Source organism: Enterococcus devriesei (assembly GCF_001885905.1).
Lineage (GTDB): Bacteria > Bacillota > Bacilli > Lactobacillales > Enterococcaceae > Enterococcus_A > Enterococcus_A devriesei.
Map to the genome: position 1 here is coordinate 20,632 of NZ_JXKM01000008.1, position 24,663 is coordinate 45,294.

A 24,663-nucleotide genomic window follows, 5' to 3' on the forward strand; every position below is an offset into this window, starting at 1 on the left:
CTATTTAATGCCAACACGTTCGAAAACTTTGTCAACATTTTTTAAATGATAATTATAATCGAAAGCGTCGTCCAAATCAGCAGCAGATAAAATGCTGGTGATTTTTTCGTCGGCATCAAGCAATGGCCGGAACTGGGTTTGATTATCCCAAGCATACGCGGTCTTTGGTTGAACTAAGTCATACGCTTCTTCCCGGGTCATTCCCTTATCGATCAATTTCAACATAACCCGTTGGCTATAGATCAAGCCGAAGGTCGCCTCCATATTACGCTTCATGTTTTCTGGGAAGACCGTCAAATTCTTAACGATATTGCCAAAGCGGTGCAACATATAATCCACTAAAATCGTCGTATCCGGGGTAATAATTCGTTCAGCCGAAGAATGGGAGATATCACGTTCATGCCACAAAGCTACATCTTCAAAGGCAGTAATCAAATGACCGCGAACGACCCGTGCCAAGCCGGTCATGTTCTCTGAACCGATCGGATTCCGTTTATGAGGCATCGCCGATGAACCTTTTTGCCCTTTAGCGAAAAATTCTTCCACCTCGCGGGTTTCTGATTTTTGCAAGCCGCGGATTTCTGTCGCAAAACGTTCAATCGAGGTAGCGATCAATGCTAGGCTAGAAAAATACTCGGCATGTAAATCTCTGGGCAAGACTTGGGTAGAAATTTCTTGTGGGCGGATTCCTAATTTTTCACACACAAATTCTTCTACAAATGGCGGAATATTTGCGAAAGTACCCACCGCACCAGAAATTTTTCCTGCTTCAACCCCTTTAGCCGCGTGTTCGAAGCGTTCAATGTTACGTTTCATTTCAGAATACCAAGTCGCCAATTTCAAACCAAAGGTCGTCGGTTCCGCGTGAACCCCGTGGGTCCGCCCCATCATAACTGTATTTTTATGTTCCAAGGCTTTTTCTCCAATGATGGCTAAAAAGTCTTGCAGATCTTGACGTAAAATATCGTTGGCTTGTTTGTATAAGTATCCGTAGGCTGTATCTACCACATCGGTACTTGTTAAGCCATAGTGAACCCATTTCCGTTCTTCTCCTAGTGTTTCAGAAACCGCACGGGTGAAAGCAACGACATCGTGTTTGGTTGATTGTTCAATTTCTAAAATACGGTCAATATCAAAACCGGCATTTGCACGAATTTTCTCAACATCCGCCTTGGGAATCTCCCCTAGTTCCGCCCAAGCTTCATCAGCTAAAATCTCCACTTCCAGCCACGCATTATAACGATTCTCATCGCTCCAAATATTTGCCATTTCCGCTCTACTATATCGAGGTATCATGTTACGCTCCTTTTTTCTACTTAATGAAAGAATTTTTAATACTATCTGTTTTTAATCCCACGTCTCAGTCTTCTTGATATCATCCAAAGTTCGTTGGATACTATCCGTTAAAATAGTGATATGCCCCATCTTGCGACCTTTTTTCGGCATTGCTTTGCCGTAATAATGAAAGTGCCAGTCCGGCCACAAATCAATTAATTCATAGGTCTTTAAAAGATTCTCGCCTAAAACATTCACCATCACTGCATTCGATAATAATTTTGGCTCGCTTAAAGGCCAACCGCAAATCCCACGAATATGGGCCTCAAACTGACTCAATGAACAAGCTTCAATCGTATAATGGCCAGAATTATGTGGACGTGGTGCGATCTCGTTCACATATAAGGCACCAGCTTTGGTCAGGAAGAATTCTACACACAGGGTGCCGACTAATTCCACGCCTTCAGCGATAATTCGAGCGATTCGGCTTGCTTCTTTAGCTACGGCCGCATCAATTCCTGCCGGTGCGATCGTTTCATGTAAAATATTATTGCGATGGATATTTTCAACGACTGGAAACGTTACGTAGTCGCCGATGTTATTTCCCGCTACTTGGACAGATAATTCTTTTTCAAAAGGAATCCATGCTTCCAAGACACAAGTCCCTTGACGCAGTAAATTCATGGAAGGCGCTAGGTCAGCTGTACTTTTTAAAACATATTGTCCGTGGCCGTCATACCCGCCGCGAGTTGTTTTTAAGACACAAGGATAGCCAATGCCTTCGATCGCATCTTGAATATCCGTCGGACTGATGATCGTCGCGTAAGGCGCGATCACGATATTATTATTTTCCAAGAAAGATTTTTCCATCAAACGGTCTTGACTGATGGCTAGTAAGTCCGTCCCTTGAGGAACATTCGCAAAATGCTGGATTTGATTGATCGTATCAACATCCACATTTTCAAATTCATAAGTAATTGCTTGTGATCGTCTAGCCATTTCTTCTAAAGCCATTTGATCATCATAATCGGCCACAATATGCCAATCTGAAACTTGCGCAGCTGGACAATCCTCTGTCGGATCAATGATTCCCGTTCGAAAACCCATTTCCTTCGCGCTGATAGCCATCATTCGGCCTAATTGCCCTCCGCCTACGATTCCAATCGTAGAGCCTGGTTGTAAAGGTTTAACCAAGTTGTTCACTACTTTCCACTACAGTTTGTGTCATTTGCTGACGTTTCTTTGCCAAACGTTCAGCTACTTTTTTATCATACATTGAAAGCATCTGAGCCGCAAGTAGTCCCGCATTCGTTGCCCCAGCTTTTCCAATCGCCGTCGTCGCCACCGGAATCCCGCCCGGCATCTGAACGATCGATAATAAGGAGTCTAAGCCATTTAAAGCCTTTGATTGCACCGGTACACCAATCACAGGCAAGGTCGTCTTAGCCGCTACCATGCCTGGTAAATGAGCGGCTCCTCCGGCTCCTGCAATAATAACTTTAATGCCGCGTTCTCTGGCCTTTTCCGCAAACTCAAACATTAGATCAGGCGTACGATGTGCTGAAACAACTTTTTTTTCATAAGAAATCCCCAACTCCTCGAGACTTTCACAAGCGTGTTTCATTGTTTCCCAATCAGAGGTACTCCCCATGATAACTGCAACTTCTGGATTCATGATTTGCTCCTTTCATTATTCATGCTTATTTTAGCAAGCAACTAAAGGGAAGTCAAAAGAGAATTCGAATATTATTTGATATTTATAATCTAATGTTCGTGTTTATTTCATAAAAAAGAAAACGCGGCAAACGCCGCGTTCTTTTTTAACTATTTTTACGATTATAACCGTGGAACAATAGATTCAATACAATCGCTGACAAACTACTCATCACGATTCCATTGCCAGTAAACATTTGAACCGTTTCAGGCAGCTTCGCGAAAAGTGTCGGCATGGCGTTAAAACCTAAACCAAAACCAATTGAAATTGCGATAATCAATAAGTTTTTCTCATCGTTAAAATCAACTTTCGAGAGCATCTTCATCCCTTGGACCGCGACCATTCCAAACATCACGAGCATTCCCCCGCCTAAAACCGGCTCAGGAATAATTTGCGCCAAAGCCCCCACTTTAGGGAACAGGCCCAGAATAATCAAGAAAATAGCTGAAAAATAAATTGGACGACGGGTTTTGATGCCGGATAATTGAACCAACCCAACATTTTGCGAAAAACCAGTATAAGGGAACGTATTGAATAATCCGCCTAAAATAACTGCCAGGCCTTCTGCACGATACCCACGTTTCAAATCATCCTGAGATACTTTTTTGCCGGTAATATCGCCTAAAGCAAAGTAAACACCCGTTGACTCTACCATGCTGACGATGGAAATAATAATCATTAAGAGAATTGAAAATGGTTCAAACTTCGGTGTCCCAAAGTAAAAAGGCTGTGGGACATGGAACATCGGCGCATGACCAATCGCGGCCAGGTCGACTTGGCCTAATAATGCCGCTAAAATCGTGCCACCAACTAGTCCTACCAATACAGCGATCGAACGAATAAATCCGCGACCAAAAACTTGAACAGCTAAGATCAATGCAATCGTAATAAAGGCTAATAGTAAATTGGTTGGATCGCCAAAAGTTTTAGCCGATGCATCGCCGCCACCTAATTTCGTTGTAGCAACTGGGATTAGTGTCAAACCAATCGTTGTAATCACTGTTCCAGTAACGATCGGCGGAAACAGCTTTTCAATCTTTGAAAAGAAGCCAGCAATTAAAACTACAAATATTCCAGCCGCAATGATCGACCCGTAGACTGTTCCGACACCCTGTGTTTGCCCAATCAAGATCAGTGGTGCTACTGCTTGGATGGCACAGCCTAAAACAACTGGCAGCCCGATCCCGAAAAATCTGTTGACTGTTAATTGCAAAAGTGTAGCTACCCCACACATGAAAATATCAATGGAAATCAAATACGTCATTTGCGCTTCATTAAAACCTAGTCCCGTACCGATCAACAGCGGCACGGCCACAGCTCCTGCATACATGGCTAAAAGATGCTGCAACCCTAAAACTGCTGATTTTCCATTACTTGTTTCGTTTGTCACTCTATGCGTCCTCCTCGATAAATGTCACTTTACCGTCATGTAAGGAAGAGATTCTTGCTAAAGAGACGACTGGAATGTCCATATCTTCAATCAGTTGGCGTCCATCCTGGAACGATTTTTCAATTAAAATCCCGATCCCAGCCACGTTTGCTCCCGCTTGTTGACACAGTTCAATCAATCCTTTAGCCGCTTGGCCGTTCGCTAGAAAATCATCGACTAATAACACATTGTCCTCTGCAGAAAGGAATTTACGAGAAATTGAAATGGTGCTAGTTACTTGTTTTGTAAAAGAATAAACGGATGCAGTCAATAGCTCTTCGTCCATTGTTAGGCTTTTTGATTTACGGGCAAAGATCATCGGTACCTTTAAAGCTTGTGCGGCATAAACAGCCGGAGCAATCCCTGATGCTTCAATTGTCACTACTTTAGTGATCTTCTTTTCCGCGAATACTTCTGCCAGACGTTTCCCCATCGCATCCATCAATTCAGGATCTACTTGGTGCGTGATGAATTCATCGACTTTCAGAACACCTTCGCCTAAAACTCTGCCATTTTCTTTAATGCGATCTGTCAATTCTTTCATTATCCATTCTCCTTTTCCTATTTCAAATCGAGTACCATTCCATTTTATTTTCTTTACTATAGCAAGATATTTTGCCGGTCGCATGTCATCTGCTTAGTTAGCCATAAAAATAGAATTGTATTCGTTCTTGTCGTTTTTTGATTAATACAAAAAACGCACCCAATCTGCAAAGCAAAAAAGGTACGCAACCGTACGATTTTTACTTATAGTCTTGCGTTTACGGCACAAGGTAGAAACTGTCATCCATATTATGACGATATATAAGTTCACTGCCAGTGAAAATTTTCACTGAAGTTTATGAAATATGAAAATTATTATAGCAGAAAGATTCTCACTGTAAACTAGAATCATTTCAAATGAGAAGAATTATAGCTGAATTAAATGAATATCTCACTTTATAATAAGAAGAAAGACGAAATCAATTCAAAAAAATTGGCAATTCAACTAGGATTTGAGAAGATAATAAAAACAAGGAAAATTTTTCTGACTCCTTTACTACATAGCCAGGAGCCTTATTAAAGAATGGATTAGGAGGTTCTTCTAATGATCGATTATTTCACAATATCCGATACTGGCGTAAAAAAAAGCGCACACGCTAGTAATTGGCTCGCGGTTGATAATCCCACCGATGCCGAAAAGGAACAGTTACACGAGGCCTATGATCTACCGAAAAACTTTTTTACCTTAGGTCAAAAATATTCCAATGTCTCCTTTTTCAAAAAATATCAAACCGAGGAAAAGAATCCACTATGCTTGATGCTCTTTGTTGATATCCAATCCGTGGATGAACCTGAATCTTTATCTTCAACAGTTTCGGTATTCTTAACTCCTAAAGTACTGATAACCGTCAGTGATAATTCGCTAATTCAAGAAGTGCTGCAGAATTTCGAGACGGAAATCTTTACTAAAGCCGGCTTGATTCTCCATATGTTACAGACGATCAATGAACATTATCTGATTTTTTTACGAGAACAACGAAAGACTATCGAAGAAATCAGTCAAGGAACTGCTCACGGATCTAATAAAAATATTCTTGAACAAACGACCCATACGGAAAAAAATCTCGTATACATCGACAATCTTTTAAAGGAACAATTAAAAACAATTGATCGGTTATTGGATTCGAGTCTAGTGGCGTCCGATCGGGATTTGGCAATTGAAATCGAGTTACAGTCTAAACAGGCCACGACTTCTGTTCAAATTTATCGCGAGATGCTAGGCTCTATCAGCGGATTGATCAACAGTATGATGGATAATCGGCTGAACCAGCTGATGAAATTTCTAAACACGGCTTCATTGCTCTTAGCATTACCAACGTTAATTTTTAGTCTATGGGGGATTAATACCGGTGGATTGCTCTGGCGTGATTCTGAGATTGGCTCCATCATGGTGGTGCTCTTAGCATTGATTGTCTCCATCGTTAGCGGCGTCTATTTATTTAAAAAGGATTATGACGCTTAAGTTAAGAAAGGCTTTCGCGGACTCGCTCAGCTTTTTGCTAGTTTTTCATCTCGCTTTATTGAGATTAGAAAAAGGGTATGCGTGACGACAATCAGAATCATTTTTCGTGTCTTGGGAAAAATGATTCCCTAATTAGGAGTCAGCTGAGCAATAAGACCAAACTTTTGATAAATGACTGAGAAACACAAAGTTTTAACTTTGATGTTGAACAGTTTCTACTCGGTGCTTCTCAAATTTCGAAATCGTTTTGCTTATTGCCGATAAAGCTAGTTCGTGAAGCCGGACATGAATATGCCTGCTGTAAAGCGATTTATTCATTTGAAAATTTTATACTTTCTTCATAGTCAAAAAAACAGGCAGCGATCACATCCTCGCTGCCTGTTTTAACTGTTTATTATTTCAATTCGTTTGCTACTGAGAAGTGTCCAATAACATCAGTGATTCGGTTCAAGTCAACGTTACCGCCAGAAACGACTGCAACGACTTTTTTGCCATTCACATATTTGTCCACTTTACCTGAAAGAATGGCTGCAGTTGCTAAAGCGCCTGCTCCTTCAACGACGATCTTCGTCCGTTGGATCAAATCTTTCATTGCAAGTTCAATTTCTTGTTCAGATACGGTTACCATATCGTCAACCAATTCTTCAACAACTTCAAAGGTTAGGTTTCCAGGAAATTCTACCGCACAACCGTCTGCGATTGTCGCACCAGTTTTGTAGCCAACTTTTTTACCTTCGCGGAACGAAGCAGTCATCCCATGAATGTTGTCTGCCTGTACCCCAATGATATTGATATTTGGATTAAATGTTTTCATTGCTACCGCGATACCAGAAATCAATCCGCCGCCGCCGACAGGAACAACGACAGTATCCACATCCCAAATTGAATCTAGGATTTCAAGACCAATTGTTCCTTGTCCAGCCATCACGCATTCATCATCGTAAGGTGGGATATACGTCACACCTGTTTCTTCAACGATTTTTTCACAATATGCTTTTGCATCGTCAAAACCAGCACCATGAAGGATTACTTTGGAACCGTAGCCTTCCGTTGCTTCAACTTTCGCTTTAGGAGCTGTTTCAGGCATTACGATCGTGCTTTCGATTCCTAATAATCTAGAAGTCAACGCTACACCTTGTGCGTGGTTTCCAGCAGAAACCGCGATAACCCCTTTATCTTTTTCCGCTTGAGTTAAATGAGCAATCTTGTTGAAAGCTCCGCGGAATTTAAATGATCCTGTTAATTGCATATTTTCTAATTTTAAGAAAACTTGACCGCCCGTTTGAGCCGTTAAGAACATTGATTGAATCAACGGTGTTACCCGTCCGTATTGTTTTACAACATTTTTTGCTTCATGGATATCTTCGATTGATACTGGTAATTTTGTCATTGTTTGAGTCATTACAGTACATCTCCCACTTCGGTATAAGTCACATCGATTGAATCTGCTAATGCTTTAGAAACTACTTTACCATTGTATACACTTAGACCTGAAACTAATGATTCGTCAGATTTCAACGCGGCTTCAAGACCTTTGACACTGACATCTTTAAGGAACGAGATATTACCTTTTGCTAACGCGATCGTTGCTGTTCTTGGTGTTGCACCAGGCATATTCGGTACAGCATAGTGGATCACGCCGTGTTTAGTGAAGACTGGGTCTGCATGGTTAGTTGGTTTGTCGATTGTTTCAACCGTACCACCTTGGTCAATCGCGATATCAACGATGACTGAACCTGGTTTCATTGATTCAACCATGTATTCTTTAACTAATTTTGGTGGCTTCGCTCCTGGAATCAAGACTGTCGAGATAAACACATCAGCTTCTTTGATTTTTTCTTCTAAGTTTTCAGTGTTTGAAACTAACACATCAACATTGTGATCTTTATAACGTTCTTGTAATTGTTTGATGCGGCTTTCGTTCACTTCAAGAATGATGACGTGGCAACCAATTCCAACAGCCATATCAGCTGAATTTTCTGCTGCGTTCCCGCCGCCTAAGATGACCACTGTTCCTGCTTCAACGCCGTCGATTCCTGGAAGTAAGATTCCTTCGCCGCCATGTTGTTTTTCTAAATAATATTGACCTAGATTTACTGCACGACGTCCAGCGATCGCACTCATTGGTTTCAATAATTCTAATACGCCGTTGATTGAGATGTTTTCGCCTGACAAAGCTGTCACGCCAACTTCCATCATTTTTTCAACACAAGCTTTGTTAGCAGCTAAATGTAAGAAGCCCCAGATGATTTGACCTTTTTTGAAGTAGTGATATTCACTTTCCATTGGTTCTTTTACTTTTACGATCAATTCAGCTGTCCAAGCAGTATCTGTATCAACGATTTTACCGCCAGCTTCAATATATTGTTCATTTGTAAAGCCTGAGCCTGCACCTGCGTTATCATCAACAAGTACTTCGTTTCCTGCTTCAACTAAAATTTTTACATTTTCAGGTGTCATACCTACACGTGCTTCACCTTGTTTTGGATCTTTAATTACGCCTATTTTCATAGCCATTCACTCCCAAAGATTATTTACCAAAGTTATTTAACCTTGGAACATGTTTAATATATCACAATGCTTTTTTTATACAACGATAAGTTTTCAAGTGTTATTGATATCTCATTTAGTTCAAAACAATATTCATTATTAGTTGATCTTCCAAACAAAAAAAGCCGTTAAAACAGCTTTTTAAAATAAGAATTTTTTCATTTATTCGAAATGTGTTCTCCTTAAACTCGTCTAACAAATAAATATAATGGAATCGTTCTCGTTCTTTTATGTGATTCTTCGAATTTATTGATTTTTTATTATTTTCAAAAATAGTAGCAGTACTAAGTAATTTTACTTAAAAAAAGTGCAGGAAAGTAATTCCTTACAACCTGCAAAAATCGAACAAAAAAAGCCGAAGATTACTCTTCGACTTTTGCTTGGCAATCTGGGCATAACCCATAAACTTCTAAACGATGCTTGTTGATTTTATAGCCTGTCAACTTGCTGGATGCCATTTCAACATCTTCCAATCCTGGATAGAAAAAATCCACGATCTTACCACAATCTGTACAAATCGCATGATAATGCTGCTTGTTCGTAAAATCAAAACGACTAGCCGCATCTCCATAGTTCATCTCCTGCACAATCCCTATTTCGACAAATTTTCTCAAGTTATTGTACACAGTAGCCACACTCATATTGGGGAAGCGGCCTTCTAACGAGCGAAAAATCTCATCAGCTGTTGGATGACTGCGATACTGGATCAGATATTCTAAGATGGCATAACGTTGCGGCGTGATTCTTACTCCGCCGGCCTTTAATTCTTTGACCGCTTGATCAACTGCCTCATTAACCATATAAGCCCCTCCTCTTTGGATTCTCTATTAAAATGATACTATTATCTGAGGGGAAATACTAGTTGGATTCAAAAATTAATCTTTTTCGTAAACTTATTGGATTTATTGAAATAATTCAGTAGACAAATAACGTTCACCATTATCAGGCAGTAAAACCAATACTTTTTGACTAGAATCCATTTTTTTAGCTACTTCTAATGCCGCAAATAGTGCCGCTCCTGAAGAAACACCAACTAGAATTCCTTCTTTTTTGGCAATTTCTCTGGCAGTCTCCATGGCATCGCTGCTTTTCACCGGTAAAACTTCATCATAAATGTTAGTATTCAAAATACTTGGAACAAACCCAGCGCCAATTCCTTGGATTTTATGTGGACCAGATTGACCACCCTCTAAAACAGGAGATTCTTCCGGTTCTACCGCATAAATTTTAATATCCGAATACATCCGCTTCAATTCGTTACCAACACCTGTGATCGTACCACCTGTACCAACACCAGCAACAAATGCGTCTAAACCATTTTTTTCAAAGGCATTGACGATTTCCTTAGCCGTCGTTTCTTCATGAACTTTTGGATTCGCTGGATTGTCAAATTGAGCTGGGACGAACCAACCATTTTTTTCAGCTAACTCATTTGCCTTAGCAATCGCGCCTTTCATCCCGTCCGCTCCGGGAGTTAAAACTAAATCTGCACCATAAGCCTGCATTAATTTCCGGCGTTCCACGCTCATCGTTTCTGGCATTACTAACGTTACTGGATATCCTTTAGCAGCTCCGACCATAGCTAGACCAATTCCTGTATTTCCAGAAGTCGGTTCAATAATCGTCATACCTGCTGTCAATTTTCCAGAATGTTCGGCGTCTTCAATCATTCGTAAAGCAATCCGATCCTTCACACTTCCGCCTGGATTAAAGGATTCAACTTTAACGTATATTTCCGCCATCTCACTTGTTGTCATGTGGTTAAGTTTTACGATTGGTGTGTCGCCTATCGTTTCTAAAATAGATTGATAAATTTTTGTCATTTTATTTCGCTCCATTCCTTACCTTATGTAAGTTATATTAACGAAAAAAGAGCAAAGATGCGAGAATTTCGACTTTTAAAGCGCTTCAATCCAGATTAACTATAAAGATTTTTTCTAAATAAAATCTTCCCTCAGAGTTTTATTCAAGAAAAAAAGATGAAGCGTGTTGCTTCATCTTACCAATCAATTAAATAGTAATAGTTTCTCCAGGCATGATGGTGGTTGCAGAAGTCCAACCATTATCCGCCATTAACTGATCGACACTAATTCCAAATTTTTCAGCGATTCCCCAAAAAGAATCCCCTGATTGGACTGTGTATGATTGACCACTTGTTTGTGTTGCTTCACTTCCATTAGAAGCTGTTTGCTGTGTTTGTCCTTGATCGGTTGATTCAACTGCTGTACCGGCTCCTGGTGTATCAAAACGAGTCAAACCATACGTTTGAATCAATGAGATTAATTTTCCCGCATACCCAGGGTCTGTCGCGTAGCGTCCCGTTAAATAGACTGCCGCATCTTGGTAACTGTTCGTATGACTTTTCCATGCGCCTGCATAATAAGAACTTCTTAAAAGGCTCGCATGGGCCTGAAAAGATTCACTGTAGCTGCCGTACACAGCAAAAGGCTCATTCATCGTAACCCACTGACCATTTAAGTATTCTTGGGTACTCATGGTGACAGATGGACCGCCGCTGTATTCCTTTACGCCAAATAAATTGTAATACGGAGCGCTTGATAATGACGATGATCCAAAGCCTGTTTCGACTAATGCTTGAGCAACCATTATCGATGCGTATAAATCATTTGATGCAGACACTTGCATCGCAGAAGCACCTAGCTGTTCAATAAATGCCGATTGATTTTGTGTTTGCCCGACTTCCGCAGCATTCACTTTTACACTATTGATAGAAATCGCGGCTGGTGCAAGAATCATTGCCGTCCCTAGTAAAGGCGCACTCTTTTTCGCCCTACTTATCCGCTTTTCTTTTTTCTGTTCTCTTATATAATTGTTTCTCTCGATACGTGTTTTAAATTGGCTCATTTTTTACCTCCATGAAACCCTACCTACACTCTTCTTTTTACGTTACTTTGAAATTATAATCCAAGAATAATTAACAAACAATTCAAACAACGTTGTTTCGACAAATTGTCATTACTTCGTAACATGTGTAATGAAAAAGTAGTTATATTTCAGTTTAAATTCTATTGCTTTTTCGAAATACCTTATTTAAATCCGTAAAAAAAGTGAATCAGCTTAAAAACTGATCCACTTTAAAACACAATTGTTTTGTTTACATAATTATTTTATGCTTCGATAGGTTGATTTTGAAAAACCAATTGGTCATCAAATAATTCGATAGAAACTTTTGTCTTAGGCAGCACCCGCCCGGCAATAATTTCTTTTGCTAACGGTGTCTCTACTTCCCGTGTAATGAACCGTTTCAGTGGACGTGCGCCGTATTGCGGCTCGTAAGCTTTTTCGGCGATCCAGCTTTTCGCATCTTCTGTGATATCTAATTGAATTTCTTGCTCTTCTAAGCGATGCGATAAGTGTTGAACGATTTTTTCTACGATTCCTTTCACGTCTTCTAAGCTTAACGGCGTGAACAAAATTGTATCATCAATTCGATTCAAAAACTCTGGTTTAAAATGTCCTCGTAACAAACTTAACACTTGATCCTTCGTAGCTTCTGGAATTTTTCCATCAGCAGTTACCCCGTCCAACAGTACTTGGGAACCAATATTGCTGGTCATGATTAGGACCGTGTTTTTAAAATCGACTAAGCGGCCTTTCGAATCGGTCAGACGTCCGTCATCTAAGACTTGTAATAAAATGTTGAAAACGTCTGGATGCGCCTTTTCGATCTCGTCCAGTAAAATAATCGTATACGGATTCCGACGAACAGCTTCCGTTAATTGTCCGCCTTCCTCATAACCAACATAACCTGGAGGTGCTCCAACTAGCCGTGACACAGAATGTTTCTCCATATATTCACTCATGTCGATTCGTACCATGTGATCCTCAGAATCGAAAAGATTTTCTGCCAAAGCTTTGGCCAGTTCCGTCTTACCGACCCCCGTAGGCCCTAAGAATAAGAAAGAGCCTAGTGGGCGATTAGGATCTTGCAGCCCTGCCCGCGAGCGTAGTACCGCATCACTGACCGCATCCACTGCTTCATCTTGACCAATAACCCGTTTGTGCAGCGTGCTGTTCAAGCTTAGTAATTTTTCCCGCTCACCTTCGACCAATTTCGTGACTGGAATGCCTGTCAAACGACCGACGACTTGTGCAATCTCATTTTCGGTGACGGACTCTTGCACCATCCGAATATCATTTTGTTGATTTTTTTCTTCCAAGTCGGCCAATTCTTTTTCCAAGTTCGGAATCGTGCCATGACGAAGCACGGCCGCCCGCTCTAAATCGTAATTATTTTCCGCATCTTCCAACTCATGCTTGGCTTGGTCAATCTCTGCCCGTTTATTGGAAACGACATTGACTTCTTCTTTTTCCGTTTCCCATTGCAGTTTCATCGCATTGGTTTCTTCCCGTAGATCAGCTAGCTCTGCCTGTAAGCTTTCTAGCCGCTTCTTGCTGGCATCGTCGCTTTCCTTTTTCAATGCAGCTTCTTCAATCTCTAACTGCATTAAACGCCGTGTCACTTGATCTAGCTCTGTCGGCATTGAATTCATTTCCACACGAATGCTAGCGCTGGCTTCATCCACCAAATCAATCGCTTTGTCTGGTAAAAAACGATCGGTAATATAGCGGTCTGATAAGGTCGCTGCTGCTACTAACGCATTGTCATGAATATTAACCCCGTGATGGATTTCAAAACGTTCCTTCAATCCCCGCAAAATACTGATGGTATCTTCGACGGTCGGTTCCTTGACTAAAACTTTTTGGAAACGACGCTCTAAAGCTTTGTCCTTTTCCATATACTGACGATATTCGTCTAAGGTAGTGGCACCGATCAAATGTAATTCCCCGCGAGCCAGCATAGGTTTCAACAAATTCCCCGCATCCATACTGCCTTCGGTTTTCCCTGCACCCACGATGTTATGGATCTCATCAATGAAAAGTAAGATTCGACCATCGGATTTTTTGACTTCTTTTAGAACAGCTTTCAAACGCTCCTCAAATTCACCGCGGAATTTCGCACCGGCGATCAATGAGCCCATGTCTAATGAGAAAACCGTTTTGTCTTTCAAATTTTCCGGTACGTCTTTTCGGACGATCCGTTGGGCCAAACCTTCGACAATCGCGGTTTTACCGACACCCGGTTCGCCAATCAATACAGGATTGTTTTTGGTTTTTCTTGATAAAATCCGAATCACGTCACGAATCTCTTCGTCACGCCCAATAATCGGATCTTGCTTGCCGTTTTTTACTTGTTGAACTAAGTCTACGCCATATTTCTCTAGGGCTTTATACGTTTCTTCTTGATTTTGTGAGGTCACTCGATCCCCTCCTCGCATCTCTTCAATATTTTTCTGTACTTCTTTTTCATTTAATCCTTGTTGATTCAAATATTTCGTCAAGGAATAATTTTTTAGTTTCATTAACGCTAATAGGACGATCTCCGTTGATAAGAAGTCATCTTGAAATTTTTCTCTCAATTTATCTGCTTCATTTAATAAGTTGAACAAATTTTGACTAAGGTTTTGACCATACTGGACATTGCCACCATTTACTGTAGGATAAGCGTCTAATGCTTGATCCACCTGTTGCTCAAACTGATCCACATCAATGCCTGCATCCGTATAAAAATTACGGCCAAAATGATTAGGCTGTAAAAATATTTTCCATAGGTGGGCAATGTCGATTTCTTGATGATGCCGCGTCACCGCGATTTGTTGCGCTTCAGCGATTGCTTCTTGTAAAGTCGTCGTCATTTTTTCGATATTCATATTCATACCTCCGACAATTATAATCTTTTACAATAATAGTATATTCTTTTGGTCAGTAAAGGTCAAATAATTAGGCAGCCAAAAGATAAAATTAATTATTATGAAGAAAAAAGAATTAATGCTACAATTCTTTCAAAATAGAAAGAGAGTGATTCAATGATTTCTCGTGTGATTGGATTCGAAAAAGGTTTTCCGCTTTCTGAAGGAAACCATTTTGAAACGTATGAAGTAATGCTTCCAAAATTAAATAAATTTGATATCGTTGTGAAAAATTTAGCAGTTTCGATTAATCCCGTTGATACGAAGCTGAGACAAAGCGGCAAAGGAACGCAGCAGCCCCACGTTTTAGGCTACGATAGCGTTGGTATCATCACTCAACTTGGTGATAAAGTAGCACATTTACAAGTCGGCGATCGTGTTCTTTTCGCCGGTACTACAAAGCGTTTTGGCAGCTATAGTGAAAACCAAGTGATTGATTCTCGTCTAGTCGCAAGTTTGCCAAATGAACTCGCTACCGATGAAGCTGCCGCGATGCCTTTGACTTTTATCACTGCCTACGAAATGCTATTTGAAAAAATGGGATTGATTCCTGAAGAAAGTCAAAATCAAGGAACCATTTTGATTATTAATGGTGCTGGCGGAGTTGGCTCGGTGGCGACTCAATTAGCCAAGTGGGCAGGCTTGAAAGTTATTACGACTGCCTCTCGTAAAGAGACTAAAGACTGGTCTGAAAAGATGGGCGCCGATCATGTGATCGATCATCATAAAGATCTAACGAAACAATTAAAAAAAATCGGATTTACTCAACTGCCTTACATACTAATTCTTCATTCGACCGATCGCTATTTCACTGAAATGAGTGAACTACTAGAACCTTTCGGTCACCTTGGCTCGATCGTCGCAGCGAATAAAGATTTGGATTTGACTATTTTGAAAAATAAATCCGGCAGTTTTGACTGGGAGTATATGTTCGCTAAGACGGACTATGATTATAAAGTCGCTTCTCAAGGTGCTATCTTAAAATTATTGGTTCGTTTACTACAAGAGAAAAAAATTCACAGCACACTGACGAAGATCATTCCCGGATTTTCACCGGAGGTCTTCTATCAAGCCCATCAATTAGTGGAAGAAAACAACATGATCGGTAAATTAGTCGTTCACTATTAAAGCGGTCATTCCCTTCGAGAAAATTTTAGTTTATTTGCAAAACAACAGTTTTTATTCAAAAAAAGGAAGCCGACAATCAACTGTCGGCTTCCTTTTTCGCTGCTTTGATTTCATGATTGATTTGCCGCTGCTTGTTAAATAGGACATAGATCATTCCGATTAGAAACGGCAGTAGATAGGTCGCGTACCGATATAATAGCAAAGAGGACACTGCATCAACTCTGCCAACAACATTTCTAAACAATAATACATAGACGAACTCAAATCCGCCGATGCCCCCAGGGGCCGGTAAAACACCGCCAAGAATAACCGTAAAGCTGATCAACGCGACCGTCAGGAAAAAATCGATCTCAGGATAATCTTGGACTAAAATAAAATATGGTAGCAAATACCAAACGACTAATTTCCCCATATTTGAACAAAAAACTCGCAGCACCGCACTCCGGTCACGAATAAACGTTTTAATCGCGCCTCGCAGTGAATAGATTTGTTCGTTTAGCCGATCGACGCCATCCCGTAATTTTTGCCGCTTTAAGAAACGATTACAAATAATTACAAAAAATACTTGCGCATTAATATTCAAACTTAAGAGTAGCAAGGTAGAAATAATTAGCAAAGTCACACCGATCCCTGCAATCACTAAAAAAATACCGTTGGAAATATGTGCTTGGATCGCGTCCCCTTTCACAATTAAAAAGACGAACGCCCAAACCATCAAGGCGATTTTATAAGTAATCATTCGCAGCGCACTAGTTCCCGTACCTTCAGAATATTTCAGCCCTTTTTTATGATAATAGATCACCTCGGATAAGATGGATCCCGTACCAAAAGTAATAACGCGATAAAAAGTCGAATAAGCGGAAGCAAAAAAACCATCCCGAATCGTGAATCCCGGTTGAAACTCGCCAGCGATCGTCTTGATCGTATACCCTTCAATAATTTGACTAATCAGACCCAAAGCAGTCACGCCTAGTAGCACCGGTAAAGATGTTTTTCCTAATTCCGCAAATATCTCACCTAAAGAATCGCGAATCACGAAAACAATGACCCCAATCATCACGACAAACAATAAAATATTTAGAATCAGCTTTCGATTTATGGAAGATTTCATTTCTCAGCCTCAATTTCTATTTATTGTTCTAGCCTACCATAAAGAAACACGCAAAAAAAGAAAAAGCTTTAAGCGTGGGCTTAAAGCTTTTTTTCTCAATATCAAAAGGATTATTTTCCGTTGTTCTCAATAATCTTAACGATCACGTCAACGGCTTTTTCCATTGTTTGTAATGACACAAACTCGAAACGTCCGTGCATATTTTCAGCGCCGGCGAAAATATTTGGTGTAGGAATTCCCATGAATGAAATTTTAGAGCCATCAGTCCCACCGCGGATTGGTTCGATGATTGGAGTGATGCCCACTTCTTCCATCGCGCCCTTCGCAAGTTCAATGACGCTCATATCTTTTTTGATAATTTCGCCCATGTTGTAGTATTGATCATACATGTTGATTTCAACACGTTCTTGATCAAATTGGCTATTCATTTTATTTTGAAGATCGGTAATCATTTGTTTGCGTTCTTCGAATTTATCATGATCATGGTCACGAATAATGTATGTCATCTTCGCTTCTTCTACATTGCCGTCTAACGCTAATAGGTGGAAGAATCCTTCACGACCATCGGTTTTTTCAGGACGGTCGCCTTCTGGTAATTGGTTATGGAAATCAATCGCCATTTGCAACGCGTTGATCATCGTATTTTTTGCTGTTCCTGGGTGAACATTTTTACCGTGCATAGTGATTTCAGCTTGAGCAGCACTGAAGGTTTCATATTGTAATTCGCCGATTGGGCCGCCATCCATTGTGTAAGCAAAATCAGTATTGAATTCTTTCACATCAAATTTATCTGCGCCGATTCCGATTTCTTCATCGGGACCAAAGCCGACGCGCACTTCTCCATGCTTGATTTCTGGATGATTAATCAAATATTCCATAGCTGTCATGATCTCAGCGATCCCAGATTTGTCATCTGAACCAAGTAACGTAGAGCCGTCAGTCGTGATCAATGTTTGATCTTTATAATTTTTTAAGTTAGGAAAATCTTTGACATTCAATGTATATTTTCCGTCAGCGTCCAATTTAATAGTTGATTCGCCATCATAATTTTCAATGATTTGCGGATTCACGCCTTCAGCGTTAAAGTCAGCGGTATCCATGTGAGAGATAAAACCGATCGTCCGTGCTTCTTTTTCAATATTGCTTGGCAAAGTAGCGATCACATAGCCGTTCTTTTCATTGTAGGCAATCTCTTTCATGCCGATTTCTTCAAGCTCTTTCATTAGCTCGTGGGCAAAGGCTACCTGTGTTTGGGTTGAAGGTGTTGTGGTGCTTGTCGCATCAGAACGAGTTTCTGTTTTTACATAGTGTAAAAAACGTGGTAATAAATTTTCGTACATCTTACTCTCTCCTTTAATGCTATTTTATTTAAATGAGAAGGGATTAGTGGAAGTCTCAGACACATAGAAATCGACGTTCCAACCTTCTTCATTTTTCCATTGGTTAAACAGAGCCACCATTTTTTCTTTGCATAATGACTCGATATAATGACCCGGATCGATTACCAGCATTCCCGTCTCTTGCATATCGTGGGCGGTGTGGTAATACACGTCTCCGGTAATATAAACATCAGCCTTCGCTGCTAGCGCATCACGATAAAATTTCTCACCGCTACCGCCGCAGATGGCTACACGTTTGATACTTTCTTTTGATTGATGAGGATAAACGACTCGTAATCCTTCCAAATTAAAAACTTGTTTCACTTTCGCGATAAAATCTTCGGTAGGCATGGCCGTTTTTAATTCTCCAACTCGACCAATGCCGAAGTTTTCAGCCAAATTATCAAGTGAATAAATATCATAAGCAGGTTCCTCGTAAGGGTGAGCCGCAATCATTGCTGCCACTACTGCTGTTTGCTTCGTCTCTGGGAAAATTACTTCAACCTTGCTTTCTTGAACTTGTTCCGGTGTATTCGCGGAACCGATTGTTGGATTTGCTTGCTCATTTGGCGTAAAACGTCCGGTACCGTTCATGGTAAAAGAGGTTCCTTGATAATTTCCCTGTTGGCCTGCGCCAGCTTTAGCCAGCGCCTCGCGCATTTTCTTTGCATCAGTCTGGGGAACGTAGACTGCTAATTTTTTCATTTTAACCGTATGGGTATGGATCAGATAGTCGGTATCAATAACCTCCAACAGTTGGCAAAACCAATCATTCAACCCATTATGAATAATGTCCATATTGGTATGCGCCGCAAAAACTGCGATATCATGTTTGATCAAATCGGCATACATCTTCGTCTGCACATCATCTGTAGTCAATCGTGAGACCGGACGAAAAATCGGTGGATGTTTAACGATCAGTAAGTCGATCTTCTTTTCGATGGCTTCAGCTACAACGTTGGGTCGAACGTCCAAACTCATCATGATCCTTTTGACTTCTTTGTTCAAGGTGCCGATATGCAAACCAACCGGGTCCCCTTCTTCTGCTAACCACTCTGGACAATAATCATTGAAGCGTTGGATAAATTCATTTCCCTGCATCTGCAAGTACCTCCTTGATCCATTCGATTTCTTGACTGACTGCTTGAATCTTATCTGCCACATCTTGATCGCTTTGATGCAAGCTGGCTAAGATTTTTTCACTTTTCGCTAGTTTATGTTGCCATTTTTCGATAAAAATCGGGCTATGTTCTTGTAACAAAATGGGACCGAAAAAAAGTTCCTTCTCTGTATACTCTGGTGTAGTTGAGGCTTTCTCAGCCGCTAAGACTTCATAGATTTTATGATTTTCGGCAACGATTGTTTCTTCGATGATTTTATAACCCTCAGCGACTAACCAATGGCGTAATTGCGGTTCACCGACATTTGGTTGCAGAATCAAACGTTCCTTACCAGACAAACGATTTTTTTCTTTACCTCGTTGCAAGATATCACGAATCAATACGCCCCCCATGCCGCAAATCGTTATAGCAGAAATTTCATCCGCTAATTCAACGGCTTCTAAACCATCAGCTAGGCGAACATCGATTTTTTCTTCCAAACCATTTTTCGCAACTTGCTTTTGGGCAGATTTAAAAGGCCCTGCTACGACTTCGCCGGCGATCCCATAAGAAATTTTATTTTGCAGCATCAGAGCCACAGGCAAATATGCGTGGTCCGAACCAATGTCGGCCAAGCGAGCACCTTGTGGGACATACTCTGCTGCTTTTTGTAAACGAATTGATAAATCCTTCGCGTTCATTTTTTCACATCCTAAGTTTTATTATAACACTCCTTAAAGAAAGCGCCCCTAAAAAGAGCTGAATGATAGCGCTTTTTAATAGGGCGTTTGTTTTTTTCTAAGAGAAATTTCTTTTTTTAACCATTTCGGCGATTTTCACCAATGACCCAAATCTCTTGGCTCAGATAGCGAATCCGCTCCATGATCCGTTTTGCCTTCAAAGGCTCTTCATCGCCACGTTGCGTGACCGATAAATGTTTTTCCAGCTGGTCCATGTTGAAGTTCGATGAGAAGAACGTCGGTAATTGTTCTTGCATACGATGCTGCAGAATAACGCCCAACACTTCGTCGCGAATCCACGCGCTCATTGAGTCCGCCCCGATGTCATCAATCATTAAAATCGGCGAACGTTTGACTTCATCCAATTTCGGGCCGACTTTATCATTTGAGATTGCTTGTTTCATTTCACCGGCAAAGGTTGGAAAATGCAGTAAGGTTGTTTCAAATCCCTTAACCGCCAATTCATGCGCCACCGCACCTAGTAAATAAGTTTTGCCTACCCCAAAGTCGCCAACAAGAAATAGCGCCTTATGAAAGGTTTTTGGGCTGTTCTCGTATTGATTAATGAAGTCCAACGACGCTTCTAACACTTCGCTACGGCCGGAGGTGACTTCAAAGGTGCGGATAGACGCTTTACGAATATCCTTAGGCATATCTAAAGAATTGACTCGATTACGAATCTCTTCTTCTCGTTTCAGTCGTAACAGCTCATCCGTCGGCACATACGTCACGTCGATGAAGTGGAAATTCAAGCTTAGCTGTGGTTCATAGCCTGGTGCGATCATACTTGGATCGCCGGTTAAATATTTTTTCTTTTCTTGTACAAATTCATAGAGCTTGGCGAAAGATTTTTCGATGTCTGCCTGCGATAGCTTCTCTTTATGGTCTTCGATAAAGTCACGAACATCCTTATCAGCTAAGACTTCTTCCATCATTTGACGATAACGGCCATCGACACCACGGCTTTTAATGATGCGATTCAATTCTTTTCCTACATCTTCCACTAGTCATCACCTTCTTTACTTAGATATTCTGCTAATTTGCGATTCAATTCCGCCTCTTTTTCAGGACTAAGCTTAGTTTCTTTCGGCGGCTGTTTAATATGTTCTGGTAAAGCTTCTTTGCGTCCGGTTCCACGTTTTTGATAACTAGGTCGGCTTGGCTGTGTTTTACGTATCAGCTTTTGGTTATTGTCTCGAACGTGGGCAATCGCTGCTTCCGGAGTCGTAATCTTTTTTTGAGCCCAATCGTTGGCAATCGCATTTAAATAATTAGCATTGATTACCGCCTGATTTTGAATCACCAAAATATAATTAACAATAATATTAATGACACTTTTCGGTAATAAATTACGGCCAATCAGTTCTTCTAACAACCGAACTTCCGTGTTGGTTTCATAACCGCCTTTTTCACGTTTAATCGCTCGTAAAAAGGTAACCGGTGGAATTTTTTTGCTTTGATTAATAATTTCCCGTTCTTGCTGAGAAAAGTTACTATCAATTTCTTCCGGCTCTTGTTCTGCTGGCTTCGCAGCAGCAATGACCGGACGTTTTTCTTTATTCAACAATTGGCGTAAATAATTAAAATTCAAGCCCTTTTTTTCACCGGTCGAAGCTTTAGCCACATATTCCGCTAGATCCAATTCATTCAGACCATAGAGTGTATAAAACGTCTGGAGCTTCTCCCGTTCCTCAAGGCTGATAAAAAGATTGAAACGTTTCAATTGTTGTGTAAACAACGTCCAATCGAAGTCTTCCTTTTCTGCAAAATTTTCCGCCGTTTGGTCTAACACTTCACTATGGCTGGCAAAAGCCGATTCATCAAGTCGATAAACATCACGAAAGCGTTTCGTGATGTTTATCGACTTTTGCTTATCCACGGTAACTGGTTTGAAACGATTGATTAATCGTTCATAACGCCGGTCCCCGACCTTATCCATCAAAAGAAAAGACATTAACGGATCTTGAAAAAACTTGTCAGGTGCTAAGGGGATTCGCAGCTGATAAATCAGGTTCATGCCAATTTCATGATCTTCCTGCTGATACGTCTCTAACAATCCGATTCCTTCTAGTTTGTGGCGAGCTTTGACTAAATTCATTAAGCCTGTATCAAGTGTCGCCAATAAATCGGTGTGCATCAAGCTAGGACTTTTTCCCTCAATCATAAGATCGCTGACTAAATTTAAATATAAGCTTAAAGCCGTGCTGCCAATGATTGGCTGATAGAGATACAGCAGTGCGTTTTGTTTACTTTGATCCAATTGTGGCTCACCGTAGACCGTATAAAAGGTACTGGGTTTAAGTTCATCTGCCACTAAAAAGCCTCCCTATTCTTCGTCTGGCGTCTTGGCTTTATCGACGATTTCTTGTAATTCTTTCAAGAAGACAGACATGTCTTTGAACTGGCGATACACACTGGCAAAGCGAATATACGCGATCTCATCCACTTCCATTAAGTCTTCCATGACGAATTCTCCGATTTGGCTCGTTGGGACTTCATTTTCTCCCATGCTGCGAACACGGTTTTCTACTCGATCCACGATTTGCTCCATCTGTTCCATCGCTACTGGCCGTTTTTCAGCGGAACGAATCAAGCCCCGTAAGATTTTATCTCGACTAAATTCTTCCCGGTCGCCATTGCGTTTGACTACTAATAACGGTGCGGCTTCGATCCGTTCAAAGGTTGTAAAACGGAAGCCACAGCTTTCACATTCTCTACGTCGGCGAATCGCTCGTCCATCATCAGTTTGGCGGCTATCAATCACTCGAGAATTATTATGGTTACATCTAGGACAACGCATTCCTTCACCCCACTCTTTCGTTCTTTTTTTGATTTTATTCTTTGTAATCAGCAATTTGCTGAATCATTTATTCTGTTATCTGTAAACTTCTTTAATCGGTTAATAAATAATGCAAAATCCTTTATATAACATGAGTTTAACATAACCAGCCGGCTAAAAAAAGCGTCGTAACGCTACGACGCCGAAAACTTTAAGAAACAAAATTATTTTCTTTTAGCCACTTTATGACTTGTTCTTGTGTTTTTTCTACTGACTGGCAATTATCAAAGACAAGATCGCCTCGACTTTTCTTTTCTTCTAACGAAAGCTGACTGTTGATTCGCTTCAAAGCTTCTGATTTATCATACCCATCACGGTTCATGAGACGCTGTAATTGGATTTCTGATGTTACATAAACCACGGCTACTGCATCCATCAAGCCTTCGTAATGTCCTTCAAAAAGCAGCGGTATATCTACAATGACTAGAGCTGATTGCTCTTTCGCTTCTTCTACCTGCTGTTCAATTGCGCTGCGGATAAAAGGATCTAGGATTTGATTCAGCTGCTGACGTTTCTTTTCATCTGCAAAAACAATTTGTCCTAATTTCTTTCGATCCAGTTGACCATCCTTTTGCAAAATTTCCAATCCAAAAGTTGTTATCAAGGCCTTCAAGCCAGCAGTATTTGGTTCAACGACCTCGCGCGCCACGACGTCGCCATCGACAATCGGAAAACCTCCTTTGTGAAAGACCTTCACCACTGTTGATTTTCCACTTGCGATGCCACCAGTTACTCCTAATACATAGCTCATAGTTACACCTTCTTTAATTTCTGACAGTGAGGGCATAGATGTGTTCCCCGTTGCGCGACTTTTATTTTAATAATTGCCGTTCCGCAGCGCGGACACGGTTTTCCCGTCTGTCCGTAGACATGCAACTCCTGTTGAAAATGTCCCGCTTCTCCTAAGGCATTCAAATAGGTTCTTATTGTCGTTCCGCCAGCTTCCTTTGCTTTGGCGATCACTTCGATGATGGCTTCCCGTAATTTTTTTACGGCTTGGGGACTTAAAGAATTAGCTGGTTGTTCCGGATGAATTTTCGCTAACCACAATACTTCATCCACATAAATATTTCCTAAACCTGCTACGACTTTTTGATTTAACAGCAATGGCTTGATCATAGTCACTGATTTTTTCAACTGATCTTTAAAATCCGCTAATGAAAAATCCTCATCCGTAGGTTCTGGTCCCAGCTGTGTCAGTCCTTTATAGTGCTTCGCGGTACCTTTTTTTAATAAGGCGATCCGACCAAATTTTCGGACATCATGATAGACCAATTCTGATCCATCGGTAAAGATAAAGCGAACATGGCTATGCTTATCTAATGGTTTCGCTTCTGAAAAGAATTCGTACTTGCCTTCCATTCGCAAATGAGACACCATTTCGTAATGTGATAATTGAAAAATCAAATATTTTCCACGACGCTCCACGTCTTCAATCGTTTCGCCGATAATTTGTTGTTGAAATGTTTCTACTTCAGGCATTTCAATGATTCGCGGCCAATAAACATCGACTTTTGCGATCGTCTTGCCTTTGACTAAAGAAATTAATCCTTTTCTGACTGTTTCCACTTCTGGTAATTCAGGCATTGCTCTTCCTCCCTGATGTCACTCATTAAAAGAAG

22 protein-coding genes and 1 riboswitch are annotated in these 24,663 nt (G+C 40.7%); of the genes, 2 read left to right on the plus strand and 20 right to left on the minus strand.

What is annotated here, in order from left to right; all coding sequences use genetic code 11:
* The 5 genes from purB to RV00_RS11480 all read right to left on the minus strand — a co-directional run bounded on the left by purB (position 1) and on the right by RV00_RS11480 (position 4,962).
* Positions 1-1,296 (minus strand): adenylosuccinate lyase, encoded by a 1,296-nt coding sequence (gene purB / locus RV00_RS11460; protein ID WP_071862731.1) that lies wholly within the window; start codon positions 1,294-1,296, stop codon positions 1-3.
* 51 nt (positions 1,297-1,347) lie between these two features.
* Positions 1,348-2,469 (minus strand): 5-(carboxyamino)imidazole ribonucleotide synthase, encoded by a 1,122-nt coding sequence (purK, locus tag RV00_RS11465; RefSeq protein ID WP_211272392.1) that lies wholly within the window; start codon positions 2,467-2,469, stop codon positions 1,348-1,350.
* Positions 2,462-2,950, minus strand: coding sequence for a 5-(carboxyamino)imidazole ribonucleotide mutase (gene purE, locus RV00_RS11470; protein ID WP_071862733.1), 489 nt, complete (start codon positions 2,948-2,950; stop codon positions 2,462-2,464). Before purE ends, purK begins: the two co-directional genes overlap by 8 nt.
* A 145-nt stretch (positions 2,951-3,095) precedes the next feature.
* On the minus strand, positions 3,096-4,379 hold the full coding sequence (locus RV00_RS11475) for a nucleobase:cation symporter-2 family protein (RefSeq protein WP_071862734.1): 1,284 nt from the start codon (positions 4,377-4,379) through the stop codon (positions 3,096-3,098).
* Position 4,380: 1 nt separating this feature from the next.
* Complete coding sequence (locus tag RV00_RS11480) at positions 4,381-4,962, minus strand: xanthine phosphoribosyltransferase (protein ID WP_071862735.1); 582 nt, start codon at positions 4,960-4,962, stop codon at positions 4,381-4,383.
* 186 nt (positions 4,963-5,148) lie between these two features.
* Positions 5,149-5,246, minus strand: a riboswitch (purine riboswitch).
* Between the two features lie 259 nt (positions 5,247-5,505).
* On the opposite strand from RV00_RS11480, the gene RV00_RS11485 reads away from it, so the two are divergent.
* The gene (locus RV00_RS11485; protein WP_071862736.1) at positions 5,506-6,423 is read left to right on the plus strand and encodes a magnesium transporter CorA family protein; all 918 of its coding nucleotides are present in this window, start codon (positions 5,506-5,508) and stop codon (positions 6,421-6,423) included.
* A gap of 394 nt (positions 6,424-6,817) precedes the next feature.
* Here RV00_RS11485 and tdcB read toward each other — a convergent pair whose 3' ends face one another.
* The 6 genes from tdcB to clpB form a co-directional block, all read right to left on the minus strand.
* On the minus strand, positions 6,818-7,825 hold the full coding sequence (gene tdcB, locus RV00_RS11490) for a bifunctional threonine ammonia-lyase/L-serine ammonia-lyase TdcB (RefSeq protein WP_071862737.1): 1,008 nt from the start codon (positions 7,823-7,825) through the stop codon (positions 6,818-6,820).
* Positions 7,825-8,934, minus strand: coding sequence for an alanine dehydrogenase (gene ald / locus RV00_RS11495; protein ID WP_071862738.1), 1,110 nt, complete (start codon positions 8,932-8,934; stop codon positions 7,825-7,827). The genes tdcB and ald overlap by 1 nt, the downstream gene beginning before the upstream one ends.
* A gap of 401 nt (positions 8,935-9,335) precedes the next feature.
* Positions 9,336-9,773: a Fur family transcriptional regulator gene (locus RV00_RS11500; RefSeq protein ID WP_071862739.1), complete on the minus strand. Its 438-nt coding sequence runs from the start codon at positions 9,771-9,773 to the stop codon at positions 9,336-9,338.
* Positions 9,774-9,875: 102 nt separating this feature from the next.
* On the minus strand, positions 9,876-10,796 hold the full coding sequence (cysK, locus tag RV00_RS11505) for a cysteine synthase A (protein ID WP_071862740.1): 921 nt from the start codon (positions 10,794-10,796) through the stop codon (positions 9,876-9,878).
* A 187-nt stretch (positions 10,797-10,983) separates the two neighbouring features.
* Entirely contained in the window at positions 10,984-11,838 is an 855-nt protein-coding gene (locus RV00_RS11510; RefSeq protein WP_071862741.1) for a glucosaminidase domain-containing protein, read from the minus strand.
* A 263-nt stretch (positions 11,839-12,101) separates the two neighbouring features.
* Positions 12,102-14,705 (minus strand): ATP-dependent chaperone ClpB, encoded by a 2,604-nt coding sequence (clpB, locus tag RV00_RS11515; RefSeq protein WP_071862742.1) that lies wholly within the window; start codon positions 14,703-14,705, stop codon positions 12,102-12,104.
* A gap of 156 nt (positions 14,706-14,861) precedes the next feature.
* Between clpB and RV00_RS11520 the strand changes: the two genes are divergently transcribed.
* On the plus strand, positions 14,862-15,872 hold the full coding sequence (locus RV00_RS11520; protein ID WP_071862743.1) for a zinc-binding alcohol dehydrogenase family protein: 1,011 nt from the start codon (positions 14,862-14,864) through the stop codon (positions 15,870-15,872).
* Positions 15,873-15,948: 76 nt separating this feature from the next.
* Here the strand turns inward: RV00_RS11520 and RV00_RS11525 are convergent, their stop codons facing one another.
* The 9 genes from RV00_RS11525 to mutM all read right to left on the minus strand — a co-directional run bounded on the left by RV00_RS11525 (position 15,949) and on the right by mutM (position 24,628).
* Positions 15,949-16,983, minus strand: a complete 1,035-nt coding sequence (locus RV00_RS11525) for a lysylphosphatidylglycerol synthase transmembrane domain-containing protein (protein ID WP_071862744.1) — start codon at positions 16,981-16,983, stop codon at positions 15,949-15,951.
* A 110-nt stretch (positions 16,984-17,093) separates the two neighbouring features.
* Positions 17,094-18,323, minus strand: coding sequence for a peptidase T (pepT, locus tag RV00_RS11530; protein ID WP_071862745.1), 1,230 nt, complete (start codon positions 18,321-18,323; stop codon positions 17,094-17,096).
* A gap of 24 nt (positions 18,324-18,347) precedes the next feature.
* Positions 18,348-19,469, minus strand: coding sequence for a Nif3-like dinuclear metal center hexameric protein (locus RV00_RS11535; RefSeq protein WP_071862746.1), 1,122 nt, complete (start codon positions 19,467-19,469; stop codon positions 18,348-18,350).
* On the minus strand, positions 19,450-20,163 hold the full coding sequence (locus RV00_RS11540) for a tRNA (adenine(22)-N(1))-methyltransferase (RefSeq protein ID WP_071862747.1): 714 nt from the start codon (positions 20,161-20,163) through the stop codon (positions 19,450-19,452). The genes RV00_RS11535 and RV00_RS11540 overlap by 20 nt, the downstream gene beginning before the upstream one ends.
* A gap of 116 nt (positions 20,164-20,279) precedes the next feature.
* The gene (gene dnaI, locus RV00_RS11545; RefSeq protein WP_071862748.1) at positions 20,280-21,206 is read right to left on the minus strand and encodes a primosomal protein DnaI; all 927 of its coding nucleotides are present in this window, start codon (positions 21,204-21,206) and stop codon (positions 20,280-20,282) included.
* Positions 21,206-22,516, minus strand: a complete 1,311-nt coding sequence (locus tag RV00_RS11550) for a DnaD domain protein (RefSeq protein ID WP_071862749.1) — start codon at positions 22,514-22,516, stop codon at positions 21,206-21,208. The genes dnaI and RV00_RS11550 overlap by 1 nt, the downstream gene beginning before the upstream one ends.
* Positions 22,517-22,528: 12 nt before the next feature.
* The gene (gene nrdR / locus RV00_RS11555) at positions 22,529-23,002 is read right to left on the minus strand and encodes a transcriptional regulator NrdR (RefSeq protein WP_071862750.1); all 474 of its coding nucleotides are present in this window, start codon (positions 23,000-23,002) and stop codon (positions 22,529-22,531) included.
* Positions 23,003-23,192: 190 nt separating this feature from the next.
* Positions 23,193-23,792, minus strand: coding sequence for a dephospho-CoA kinase (gene coaE / locus RV00_RS11560; protein ID WP_071862751.1), 600 nt, complete (start codon positions 23,790-23,792; stop codon positions 23,193-23,195).
* A 2-nt stretch (positions 23,793-23,794) separates the two neighbouring features.
* A complete protein-coding gene (mutM, locus tag RV00_RS11565; protein WP_071862752.1) occupies positions 23,795-24,628 on the minus strand; it encodes a DNA-formamidopyrimidine glycosylase in 834 nt (277 codons plus the stop codon).
* Positions 24,629-24,663 lie beyond the last annotated feature (35 nt).